Annotated in this window: 12 protein-coding genes; 3 read left to right on the forward strand and 9 right to left on the reverse strand. The window is 36.9% G+C overall.

Features of this window, described 5'->3' with window-relative positions:
- Positions 1-534 (forward strand): coenzyme F420-0:L-glutamate ligase (locus tag ACJMLO_RS07090; protein ID WP_405295311.1); only part of this gene is annotated, 534 nt, incomplete at its 5' end.
- 131 nt (positions 535-665) lie between these two features.
- Here ACJMLO_RS07090 and metK read toward each other — a convergent pair.
- From metK to ACJMLO_RS07130, 8 genes are all read right to left on the reverse strand, one after another.
- Positions 666-1,841 (reverse strand): methionine adenosyltransferase, encoded by a 1,176-nt coding sequence (gene metK, locus ACJMLO_RS07095; protein WP_405295313.1) that lies wholly within the window; start codon positions 1,839-1,841, stop codon positions 666-668.
- Between the two features lie 257 nt (positions 1,842-2,098).
- Positions 2,099-4,144 carry a right-handed parallel beta-helix repeat-containing protein gene (locus ACJMLO_RS07100; protein WP_405295315.1) on the reverse strand — a complete coding sequence of 682 codons (2,046 nt, stop codon included), beginning with the start codon at positions 4,142-4,144 and terminating at the stop codon, positions 2,099-2,101.
- 196 nt (positions 4,145-4,340) lie between these two features.
- The gene (locus tag ACJMLO_RS07105; protein WP_405295317.1) at positions 4,341-5,216 is read right to left on the reverse strand and encodes a CPBP family intramembrane glutamic endopeptidase; all 876 of its coding nucleotides are present in this window, start codon (positions 5,214-5,216) and stop codon (positions 4,341-4,343) included.
- 160 nt (positions 5,217-5,376) lie between these two features.
- A complete protein-coding gene (locus ACJMLO_RS07110) occupies positions 5,377-5,586 on the reverse strand; it encodes a hypothetical protein (RefSeq protein WP_405295319.1) in 210 nt (69 codons plus the stop codon).
- A gap of 118 nt (positions 5,587-5,704) precedes the next feature.
- On the reverse strand, positions 5,705-5,848 hold the full coding sequence (locus ACJMLO_RS07115; protein WP_405295321.1) for a hypothetical protein: 144 nt from the start codon (positions 5,846-5,848) through the stop codon (positions 5,705-5,707).
- 48 nt (positions 5,849-5,896) lie between these two features.
- Positions 5,897-6,430: a cation diffusion facilitator family transporter gene (locus ACJMLO_RS07120; protein ID WP_405295333.1), complete on the reverse strand. Its 534-nt coding sequence runs from the start codon at positions 6,428-6,430 to the stop codon at positions 5,897-5,899.
- 63 nt (positions 6,431-6,493) lie between these two features.
- Positions 6,494-7,750, reverse strand: a complete 1,257-nt coding sequence (locus tag ACJMLO_RS07125) for an RNA-guided endonuclease InsQ/TnpB family protein (protein ID WP_405295323.1) — start codon at positions 7,748-7,750, stop codon at positions 6,494-6,496.
- A 265-nt stretch (positions 7,751-8,015) separates the two neighbouring features.
- On the reverse strand, positions 8,016-8,375 hold the full coding sequence (locus ACJMLO_RS07130) for a cation diffusion facilitator family transporter (protein ID WP_405295325.1): 360 nt from the start codon (positions 8,373-8,375) through the stop codon (positions 8,016-8,018).
- Positions 8,376-8,519: 144 nt separating this feature from the next.
- On the opposite strand from ACJMLO_RS07130, the gene ACJMLO_RS07135 reads away from it, so the two are divergent.
- Positions 8,520-10,187, forward strand: coding sequence for a hypothetical protein (locus ACJMLO_RS07135; protein WP_405295327.1), 1,668 nt, complete (start codon positions 8,520-8,522; stop codon positions 10,185-10,187).
- Positions 10,188-10,236: 49 nt separating this feature from the next.
- Here ACJMLO_RS07135 and ACJMLO_RS07140 read toward each other — a convergent pair whose 3' ends face one another.
- Positions 10,237-10,926, reverse strand: a complete 690-nt coding sequence (locus tag ACJMLO_RS07140; protein ID WP_405295329.1) for a hypothetical protein — start codon at positions 10,924-10,926, stop codon at positions 10,237-10,239.
- 201 nt (positions 10,927-11,127) lie between these two features.
- On the opposite strand from ACJMLO_RS07140, the gene ACJMLO_RS07145 reads away from it, so the two are divergent.
- Positions 11,128-11,964: glycosyltransferase family 2 protein (locus ACJMLO_RS07145; RefSeq protein WP_405295331.1), on the forward strand; the 837-nt coding region annotated here is incomplete at its 3' end.

An 11,964-nucleotide genomic window follows, 5' to 3' on the forward strand; every position in this document is an offset into this window, starting at 1 on the left:
TATCAGGTTTTAAACGAACCTGTCGGAGATTCCGGTTTCAATCCGGATTATGGACTTTTAGGATCCAACAAGGCAACCGAGGAAAAACTAAAGCTCTTCCCGAAAACAGGTCAGACATTAGTTGAAGAAGTTCAAAAAAGACTAATAGAGCTTAGCGGCAAGCAGATTGAGGTTATGGTTTACGGTGACGGTGCATTCAAGGATCCCGTTGGAAAAATCTGGGAACTGGCAGACCCTGTCGTGTCCCCTGCGCATACCGACGGACTGATTGGATATCCTAATGAAATCAAACTGAAATACGTTTCAGACAACAAGTTCGCTGATTTGAAAGGCGATGAATTAAAAGAAGCGATAAAAGATGAAATCAGACAAAAGGATGAAAACCTAACCGGTCAGATGATTACCGAAGGAACCACTCCAAGGGTGCTTACCGACTTAATAGGTTCACTTTGTGATTTGACAAGCGGTTCCGGAGACAAGGGAACACCGGTCATATTCATTCAGGGATACTTCGATAATTTAGCAAACGACTAAATTATCCCTAATTTTATTTTTTTAATTAATGCAGCCATACCAAAAAAAAACTGACTAATTTTAAAATCTTTAAAAAAAAATAGAAATAGCAAACTTACTCTCTGAAATCCAGAAAGCAAGTTTAAGCATCTTTAAGCTTTAATGTATTTTTTCAGGTCTTCGACCTTATCGGTCTTTTCCCATGGAAGGCCTTCAATACCGAAGTGGCCGTATTTTGCGGTCTGCTTGTATCGGGTATCCCTTAAGTTGAGAGTCTCAATGATTCCGTCCGGAGTAAGGCGGAAGTTTTCACGTACGATCTCTTCAAAGGTAGTGTCTCCGATGTCTGCACCGGTTCCAAATGTATCGACCATTACTGAAGTCGGTTCGGCAACGCCGATTGCGTAGGATAGCTGGATTTCACATTTCTCAGCAAGCCCACTTGCAACGATGTTTTTGGCAATGTATCTTGCCATGTAGCATGCGCTTCTGTCCACTTTGGTGCAGTCTTTTCCGGAAAATGCTCCTCCACCGTGTCTTGCATATCCTCCATAGGTATCTACAATAATCTTACGGCCGGTAAGGCCCGCATCCCCGTGAGGACCTCCAATTTCGAATTTGCCTGTTGGGTTGATGTGCTCTTTTGTATTTTCAGTCATGAGTTCAGCCGGAATGACTGCCTTGAAGAGCTTTTCGCGAATGTCCTCTTTGAGTTTTTCCTGATTGTCGGAAACTGTCTCGTCATGTTGGGTTGACAATACAACCGCATCAAGTGAAATGACATTTCCGTTCTCGTCATAGTTGACTGATACCTGTGCTTTACCGTCAGGCCTCAAGTATGGAATTTCACCGCTTTCTCTTAGTTCAGTCAATTTGTTTGTAAGCTTACGTGCCAGATCAATTGGATATGGCATTAATGAATCGGTTTCATTTGTTGCAAATCCGAACATCATACCCTGATCTCCCGCACCGGTTTCCTCATCGCCTCTGTCAACTCCCTGGTTGATGTCCTGGGATTGTGCGTGGAGCCTGTTTGCAACCTTACAGCTATTTCCGTCAAATTCCAATTCAGGTTTATCATAACCGATTTCAATGATTGTGTCTCTGATGATCTTTTCAATATCCTCTTCATCTAAATCGGTATTTGAGGTTATCTCACCAAATACCATACAAAAATCTGTTGTTACACAAGTTTCACATGCAACATGGGAATTCTTATCTCCTGCCATGTATGCATCCAATATTGCATCAGAAATGATATCTGCAACCTTGTCCGGGTGTCCTTGAGTTACTGATTCTGATGTAAATGTCCTATATACTTTACTCATATTATCACCGAATAATCATATAAAAGTGATTAAGGCAAATATCCTCATCAAATCTCAACAATTATAGATTCTAAAAAAAACTTTTGAGAAAAGATTTTTACCTTTACTATTAGTATTTTATTACTTCTATATAAAATAACTTTTTAATTTTATATAGAAATCCGGAACAAAAAATACCTTAGTTAAATTTCTCAGAAAAAACCATGAAAAAAGAAAAAATTTGGGAGTTTTGAAACACTCCCAGATATACTGTCTAATTATTTAATTGATATTTTTGCTTTTTTACTACTGCCTTTGTAATTTTTGCTTCCTGCAAATTTGACTTTTGCTTTGTATTTGCCTTTTTTATTTAATTTAGTTATTTTAAATGTTGCTTTTCCTTTACCGTTGGTTTTTGCTTTATATGTTTTTCCTTTGATTTTTAATGTGACTTTTGCACCTGTGATTGCTTTGCCGGCTTTTGTCTTAAGTGTAATGGCGTACTTTTTGGTTTTGGTTTTTGCTTTGAAAGTCTTTTTAGAAGCGGCAATTTTGCTGTCTTCTTTAGGAGTTGGAGTTATCTTTTTCTCAACTTTAGCTAACTCTTTTTTTAGTGCATTTATTTCTTTCATTGCATCTTCTAATGCTTTGCTTGTAGCATTTTGTTGTTGTGTCATGTTCGCCAAATCATTAAGAGTCTGATTAAGAGTACTGTTAAGCTCGCCAATTTTAGCATTAGCAGCATTCAAATCACTAACAGTCTGATTAAGAGTACCATTCAACTCACTAATTTTACCATTAGCAGCATTCAAATCATCAAGAGCCTGATTAAGAGTACCATTCAACTCAGCAATCTTAGCATTAGCAACACCCAAATCATCAAGAGCCTGATTAAGAGTACTGTTCAGCTCACTAATCTTAGCATTAGCAACACCTAAATCATCAAGAGCCTGATTAAGAGTGTTATTGAGCTCGGCAATCTTAGCATTAGCAACATCCAAATCACTAACGGTCTGATTAAGAGTACTATTCAGCTCACTAATTTTACCATTGGCAGCATTCAAATCATCAAGAGCTTGGTTAAGTGTGTTGTTAAGTGCATCTATAGTATTGGCCTGTTTTTTGATTTGATTATTCAAATCATCGATTTTATTTTGATGTTCTTTTATTTTATCGAGCAAATAGCTTATTTCAGAGTCATAAACCTTATTGTTTTCCTGAGTAATTGTGCCTTTTATAGCTCCATCAGGATCACTGTTTATAATTGTGTTGTCTTCCATCAAACCTTTGTTGGCATAAACTTCGGCACCGTTAGGCGCTTTATCGTTCATGAATGTGTTTTCAATAATGTTTCCAGTTGTTGATCCATATATGTATATTGCTCCACCATTGGTGCTGGCTTCATTATCCGCAAATTCTGATTTTTTAACATTTATTGAGCTGTCACTAAAAATTGCTCCTCCAGTGCCTGCACTGTTACTGGTGAAAATACAATTTTCCACATCTAAACCATTCATAGTATTGTAAATTGCACCACCGGATCTTTGTGTATTTTTATTGTTGGTAAAATTTGAATTTATTATTTTAGCATTTGTACCAGCATATATAGCTCCTCCACCTGAAGAACCGGTTGCTATATTCTCAATGAAATTACATTCTTCAATTGTTATGCTACCCATTCCGGCCCATAATGCTCCTCCACCTGAACTGGCAGAATTACTTATGAATGTTGTATTAAAAAGATGTGTGTTACCATTTCCAATCCATATTGCTCCACCATTCCTTGCGGAATTGTCTTTGAATATGACATTGTTTGTTTTCAGAGTACTTGATGAAGTTTTATATATTGCTCCACCTTGACCGTTTATTTTAAAGTTGGATATTGTGACGTCATTTAATATTAAAGTATAACCACTTTTAACATTTATAAACTGTCCTTTTTGTTTTCCATCTATTATCTGATTGTTACCATTAATAATCAATGTTTTAACGCTGGATGAATCTCCCCAAGTTATGCTTGAAGTATATTCATAAGTTCCATCCTCCAAATTAATTGTATAATTAGTTCCACTGCTTGTTTTAGCCTTGTTAACTGCACTGACCAGACCCGCATAATCTGTTACTGAATCTGCATTTTCAGCTAACATGGAATTGTCTTCACTTTGAGTTAATGTATCCTCTTCACTAATTTCATCTGATATTATATCGTCTATTGCATCTGAGCTTATTATTTCATTTGCTGCATCATCGCTTGCACATACTGCACTAATATTTAAGATAAATACCAATACCAGCATGGCCAACATCAATTTCTTAAAATTCATAATCTCACCATAATTAATTAAATTAACTACAAAAATATTTTTAATTTTAATTAATAAAAACATATCTAAAAATTAACATGAAATATATTCAAAAAAAAATAGGCTTTGTAGAACTTCCATTCAAATTCAATGAAAATCAGGAATTCTGCAAAGGAAAAACTTAAGAAAATGAATTAAAATTCATTTTCCAAAATAACTAATCTGTCTTTGGGTCAAACCATCCTTTTTTGTTTCCAATATAGTATAACAATAGTGCTGAGATTAGGGTAGCACAAATATCCTCAAATGCACTCCCAACGGTGACATTTGATGAAAGTGAACCCACTCCTAAGGAAACAGTATAGAAACTGGCCAGGTTATTGATTGAATGGATTGCTGAGCCCGCTTCCAAACCGCTGGTGCGCCAAGCCATTAATCCCAAAACAATGCCGCTAAATCCAATAGTTATCATTCCAATGACGTTGTATGGATGAAGAATTAAAAAACACACGGACTGAAGAATAATGGCTATAATTGGAATTTTAAACCATGACCCGAATGTCTGCATCAAGATTCCTCGGAAAAGGTATTCCTCAGAAATGCACTGGAGAGGTATGAGAATCAAACACACGACCAATGCAATTGCAGAAACATGGACGTTTCCGTCACCTTTTTCAAATCCAATTGCAATTGATATTGCAGTGACTACAACATATACTATGACAGGAATGATTAGGCATTTGAGGTAAAGTTTCAGGTTCCATCCTCCCCTTGATGAGGAATATGATGAAAACGGCCTGTAATTAACTATCTTACAAGAAAGATAAAGTGCAGGCAGAAACACTGCAATGCCCAAATATGAAAAGTAAGAAAATGCATCAGATTTGTTTAATGTTTCATATCCTCCCATTGCAATTCCAGTAATAATATCCTGTCCGTATATGATACTGAAGACAGCCACCAATATTAATTGAAACACAAGAAACAGGACCATGCTAACAATTAGCGTAAGCAACGGTTTGTACCATTTGTAATTTTCAAAAGTTCTGCCGAAAGTAACGAAATCGGGAAATTTGTTGTCATTTTCATTCATGACTAATAATCTTTTGTTTAAATTATTTAAAGTGTTTGGTGAAGGTGTTCAAAAAAATTTGGAAAATGATAAAATTGTGTTTTGGCAATAGTTTTACCGAAATTAATATAAAATTGAAAAAAAGAAGAATTGAAAAAATTCTTTTGTTTGATGTATACACTTAAGCTACCATCTTATATGCGTCATAAGCTGCATAGATTGCAAATATCAAGGATATGATTGATAATAAGAATCCTGTAAAGAATGATATGATTGCTAAAACAACTGCTATGATGAAGAATATTACACCTTTTTTAACATCACCGGCATAAGCTTGACCTAATCCAGGTATTAAAAATGATAATACTGCTGCAAGAATTGCATTTGCCATATAATTTCCTCCTTTTCATTTGATGCTATATACTTTTGACTGACATCATTAATAAAGGTTATTTTTCAGAGCATCCGCTAATGTCAAATCATGTGAAAAAAATACAGTCTAACATCTATCATCTTACGGCTTTCAATATGCAAATAATCGCTACTACAGCTGATGCGGTTGCAGCGATATACCTTTTGAATACAAGACCTGAAACGATCGCCAGCACCAAACACAATACTCCGACAGCCAAACCTCCAACTGACTTAACCATTTTATCACCATTTATATATTATTATTTCAATTATATTAAATGTTCCTATCATTCGGCATCGATTTCGATTACCATGTCCCTGATTTGAGAGAAATTGCCGTTCAGCTTGTCCTTGCAGTTATTTTTTATGGCCTCGGCTTCATTAACGCTGGTATCCCCATCCAAAATCAGGTGAAGATCCACAAATACGTTGGATTGGGTTCCTCTGCTTCTGATGTTTGAAACTCCCCTGACGCCGTCAACATCAAGAACAATCCTCTCTATCTCTTCATTTTCCAGAACATTAGTATCAAGCAGCACCTTGATGTTGTCCAGAAGAATCGAGATGCCTGTGTTAAGTATTATTATCGCAATGACAACGGACAAAATCGGGTCAACAATCGTATAGCCCATTGCCATGAACACCAAACCGACCAAAACGGCAGCGGTGACAAAAACATCCACGATTGTGTGTCTGCTGTCCGATATGAGTACCGGGCTGTTCAGTTCCCTGCCTTTGCGGCATTCGTACACTGCAACGGGAATGTTGATTGTAAGAGTGGCAGCAAGCACTATGAAAGTTTCGGGAGTTACATTAGGGATTCCCGCACCTTGAACTTCCCCGTCGTGTTAGACGACGGGGATTCGCAAACCCCAAAATATTATTTAATTTTGAGGAATTTTTACTGCACCGTCGTCCCGACGATTCGCTAATCCTTTATAAAGGATGTTTTTTGCCGCATTGAAGTCACGATTATGGTGAGTTTTACAATGTGGACAGTCCCAGTCCCGTATTTTAAGATTACTGACTCCTCTGATTTTTTTGTTTATTTTTTTACATTTGCTGCAGATTTGAGTAGATGGAAAATTACGGGCAACTTTAACAAATTCTACTCCCTCATCTTCGCATTTGCGTTCTAATTTATCTAAAAAGGACCGAGGTGCGTTTAATTGTATGCCGTGACTTAAGTATTTGTTGTGTTTCCAGGATATGATGTTTTCATTTTGAACTGCAACAAAAGAACTGTTTTTAACAATATATGCTACATTCTTATTGTAATAATCCTCTCTTTTGTTTATTAGTTTACGCATCCATTTGTTGTATAATCTGCGAGCTTCTTCGTGTCTTATTGATTCTTTTTTATGGTGGCTCATGTTTTTTTGATATCGTATGATTTTTTCTGTTTCCTTTTTTAGGCAAAGATTGGGTATCTCTTCGCCATTGGATAGGACAGCAAGCTTACCGCATCCGATATCAATTCCCACTTGCATTAACGGACCAGTTATTGTTTCTGGAATATGTATGTATTCTATGTTGAAAACTGCATAATAATCATCATGCACTCTTTTAACGGTAACATGTTTTATTTTTACGCTAGAATCATTAGGGTCGCTTCCTCGGATTAGTAGTTCTTTGTATTTTTTGCTGGTTTTGAATTTTACTATTCCTAATTTGGCTAATTTTATTTTGTAATATCCTTTTTTGTCTTTGGTTATTCTTACGTTGTTATTGTTGTTCATTATTCGGAATGTGAATTTTTTGGATTTTTTACGTGTTTTTAAAACTGGGTAAGCTGATTTTAAATCTGAATCATAATATCTGTTAAATGCGTTTATAAGGTCTCTTTGTGCTTGTTGTCTGCTGCTGGATTCTGCTTTTTCTAAAAAAGGATATTCCTGTCTTAACATTTCTAAAATTACACTACATGAACTGTCATTGACTTTTACTTTATCATCATAACCATGTTGAATCAATAAACCTCGAAAATAGTTTATAAATTCCAGTTCCTCATCATAGATGAAACGGTAAATGCCTATGTTGGACTCGATTTTGTTAATACTGGCTGTTTTTTCTCCATAATCATTTTTATCCACTTTAGTGGGACAAATTTTAACTTCAATATTTTTATTAACAACCTTCATATTTTTCAAACATCCACATGCAGTTTCTAATCATTTAATAAAAAAAAGATCAGATTTTTTTATAAATGATATACTAATATTTCTACTGTAATAGTATATAAACATTTACAGAGAGCACATGAGAAGTATTCCCCTCCATCAAAAAAAATTATTCTAAATGTATACCTAAAATTATTCTAAAAACAAAAAAAAAGATAAAGATGCATTATTTTAAGAAATAACTGCCTAAAAATAACTATTTACAATAGTATACCCAATGTGCGATTCATCCTCGACTTAAAAGAAGTCGAAGTATTCTCGCTTTTTTAAGATAAAATCTTGCTATAGCCTCTGAAAGCACGCTGTAGCCCGTTACGAAAAGCATCACAGAAATGACTATTGCAGAAAACGTTTCGACCTTGGAATAGCCGTACTGCTGTTTGTCGTTGGCGGGCCTTGATGCGATAATGATTGCAACAATGCCGACAACGTTTGCCACACCGTCGAAAAGGGAGTCATAACCGTCGGTTATTATGCTCAATATGTTTGTTTGAAAACCGTAGAATATCTTTACCGCCGCTACGATGAGATTCAAAACCAAAATGACCCTCAAAATTTTTCGTATGTCCCTGTAATAGTCTTCCAATTCCCTCACCAATAGTTAAAATACTTATTTAATGGTTTGTCATTCCCATTTAAAAAAATTTGTGAAGTTTCCACTTCATCAAAGGCATATGATTTAATATAAGGATATCAAATATATTATACACTGAAAGATTGGGGCAAAAAAATGAAAAAGATAATGATTATTGCATTGCTTCTGCTGTCTGTCCTGATAATCGGCGCAGTCAGTGCGGCAGACAATGCGACCGATTCAAACAGTTTAGAGAAACACAACGATGAGATAAGTGAGGAAATCATTGGAAACACCGGCAATGATGTGCTATCCTCTGCAAAGGACTATGACATATATGATTTCAATGCCCTGCACTCCGCACTGACAAGCGATGAATACAGCCAAGTAACCGTCAACATCAAATCAAACATCAAACTAATGGGAAATACCAGCGTAAGCGGTTCAATCACTTCACTGGTGATAAACGGAAATGAAAAAACCGTCAGCGGAAACGGCCACTACCAGTTCCTGTACCTGAAAAACACTTCACTGACACTGAAGGGCCTCAAGATAAAAAACTGTGGAGCCCTGAACGGTGCGGCAATTGAATGTGAAGGAGATTATCTTTCAATAACCGGCTGCACTTTCCTGAATTGCATAGCATACCCTGACATGGATGAGGACTACGCCGTGAAAAACGCCGTGAGCCTGAAAATCTATGGTGGAGCGATATGCCTTAAGGGAAATCATGCCACAATATCAAACAACATATTTCAAGGAAACAAAGTGCTGACATATTTTTCCAGTTTTAAAGACATTGGCCTGTACGGAGGAGCCATCTACAACAGCGGAGACAACGTTACAATAGCCAATAATCTGTTTAAATGGAATGAAGCGACCAATCATAATATCATAGCCTATGGAGGAGCCATCTACAACTGCGCAAACAATGTCAGAATGACCGGCAACGAATTCGATGAAAATATAGGAGACAACGGAGGGGCAATATTTAATGCCGGTGAAAACTGCATAATCTCCAAAAACATATTCAAGTACAACGATGCATTCAAGAAAGGAAATGCAATATACAATTCAGGAAATTACGTTTCCATTGAATCAAACACCTTCAAAAGAAATACTAATTACAACAAGGAGGATAAGGTCATACAGAGCAATGGGAAGGACACTGAAATTTCAAACAACAAATATGTTTACACAGTCAAGTCCAGTGCAGGAACAATATCAAACTACGGTGACGGAGTGAAAATCAAAGACAACATCATCGACGACAAGATAGAAACAACAATATACGCTCCGAAAGCCGTAAGATATGGTGATGACCTTAATATCTACTTGAGCGACTATGAGGGAGAGTCACTGTCTGGAGTGAAGGTTACAGTGAAGCTTAATGGCGCCAGTAAAAAATACAAAACAAACGGCGACGGAAAAATCAAGATATCAACAGAAGGATTGAAGCCCGGCAAATACAGCATGACAATCAAATTCAAGGGCACTGCATCCTGCGCAGAATCCTCGCTTAAATTTGAGCTTAACGTCAAAAAGGCAATGCCGAAGATAATTGCCAAATCAAAGGCTTTCAAAAAGAAATCCCCTAAAAAATACGAGATAACCCTCAAGGACCGTGCCGGAAAGGCTATGAAAAAAACAAAAGTCACCTTAAAAATTGCCAAAAAATCCTACAAGGCAAAGACAAACAGCAAAGGAAAAGCGACATTCAGCATAAAACTAAACAAAAAGGGGAAATACAAAGCGACCATAACCAGCAGCCCAGACAAGTATTACGACCAGGCAAGCAAAAAGGTTTCAATAATTGTCAGATAGGGAGAATTACTTCTCCCAGCAACTATTTTTCAATCGGCAACATCAACAATTAACCCAAAACATTGGAAGTATCGATTTTCAGGACAAAGTGATTGGGAAGAATCCCAAAGTCATTGGAAATCTCCTTTTCGATGACCCTTAAAACCACCTTTTTTAATTTAACGGTCACTTCCACCCTAACCCTAATCAGGTCTTCGGTTATTTCAATAACCCCCTCCATTCTGCAGTTCAAAAATTCAGATGCCCTCAGAGTGAACCTTTTGGAGACTCCAAAAAGAGTAAGGGAAATGGGATACCCGTAGGCATCAAAATCAATGTACAAACCTTCCCCAACAGCTATCGTCTGACCGTACCGGAATCCGTCAAGAATGCACAGGGTAATCATGCCGTAGGGCTGGTCGTAAGTCATTTTCATCCTGATTTCACTATTGTCAAAATCGTAAAAGGAATCCCTTCTTCTTTTTGGAAAGGCAGAAATGAGAATAAGCTTTTTGCGATTAAACACATCTGCAACAACAACCAAATTATTAACATTATTCCAGGCATAATGAATCTCAAACCTGTAATCAAGATTGCAGAACTGCCTGATTTCAATCGCCTTTCTGAACAGCAGGAATTCATCGACCATGTCCTCCAGAATGTTCCTTCTCTCGATTTCCTCAAGAAAAACTTCAGTGTATATTACTGCCCGAGAATTGTTCTTGAGATTATTCAAAACATTTTCAATATCATTACTCATAATATCGCCTTAATAATATTTTAAAATTAAAATAAATAAGTTTTACTAAATTATTAAGTCAATATTGCATTGTTAATATGTTATTTTCAAAATAAAAGCAATTTAGCTAAATAAAATCAATATCCAAAAATGGACATAACAATTAATATAAATATCATATCCAAAATATATTATAACTAATTACTCTTATTTGATGATAAAATGAACGATAAAATTAGCATTATCTTACCGATTTTTAATGTAGGAGACCACCTCAGGGGCGGTATCGATTCACTGATTAACCAGACAATAGGAAATGAAAATCTGGAAATCATAATGGTTAACGATTGCTCAACAGACGGGTCAGATGAAATCATTGATGAATACGATGAAAAATATGACTGCTGCGTTGCAATCCATCATGAGCAGAACAGCGGCGCCGCATATACTCCCCGAAACACAGGAATTGAAGCCTGTACCGGAGACTACATCATGTTCCTGGATCCGGATGACAGATACACCCTGGATGCGATTGAAACCCTGTACAATGCAGTCAAGTCAAACGATGCCCAGATGGCATTCGGACGCTTCAGGAGAATATTCGAATACGGAGGCAAGGTCCAGAAATCCTATTCTCCGTACATGGACAGCATCGATGAGGCCTATCCGGATGAGGTCTTTGAAACCGAAAACTTCATCAAGGTTCCGGACTTCCTGTGGGATAACGTCGTGGAGAGATTCCTGTACGGAAAAACCCTGAAGGTAACCTATCCAAGGGACAGGCCGCTTGATGTCATCAAGGTCGACAATATCGAACAGGAACCCGACATGCTTAAGATGCACCCTTCAGTGTGGACCAAAATCTACAGAAGAGACCTTATCATGGACAATGACCTTCGATTCCAGCCATACGTTTCAGGAGACGACATGGCATTTGCCCTGGAAACCTTCCTTAAGGCCAAGGGAATTGTATTTTTGAACAATTTCATGTGCTATGACTATTATATCCGTGATTTGCCTTCAGACAAATCAATTACAAACACAGTGAATGTCAGGCTT

The organism is Methanobrevibacter sp., from assembly GCF_045120835.1.
GTDB lineage: Archaea > Methanobacteriota > Methanobacteria > Methanobacteriales > Methanobacteriaceae > Methanocatella.

Coding starts and splice junctions, on each gene's coding strand:
- metK (WP_405295313.1), bottom strand. CDS start 1,841: ATGAGTAAAGTATATAGGACATTTACATCAGAATCAGTAACTCAAGGA.
- ACJMLO_RS07100 (WP_405295315.1), bottom strand. CDS start 4,144: ATGAATTTTAAGAAATTGATGTTGGCCATGCTGGTATTGGTATTTATC.
- ACJMLO_RS07105 (WP_405295317.1), bottom strand. CDS start 5,216: ATGAATGAAAATGACAACAAATTTCCCGATTTCGTTACTTTCGGCAGA.
- ACJMLO_RS07110 (WP_405295319.1), bottom strand. CDS start 5,586: ATGGCAAATGCAATTCTTGCAGCAGTATTATCATTTTTAATACCTGGA.
- ACJMLO_RS07115 (WP_405295321.1), bottom strand. CDS start 5,848: ATGGTTAAGTCAGTTGGAGGTTTGGCTGTCGGAGTATTGTGTTTGGTG.
- ACJMLO_RS07125 (WP_405295323.1), bottom strand. CDS start 7,750: ATGAAGGTTGTTAATAAAAATATTGAAGTTAAAATTTGTCCCACTAAA.
- ACJMLO_RS07135 (WP_405295327.1), top strand. CDS start 8,520: ATGAAAAAGATAATGATTATTGCATTGCTTCTGCTGTCTGTCCTGATA.
- ACJMLO_RS07140 (WP_405295329.1), bottom strand. CDS start 10,926: ATGAGTAATGATATTGAAAATGTTTTGAATAATCTCAAGAACAATTCT.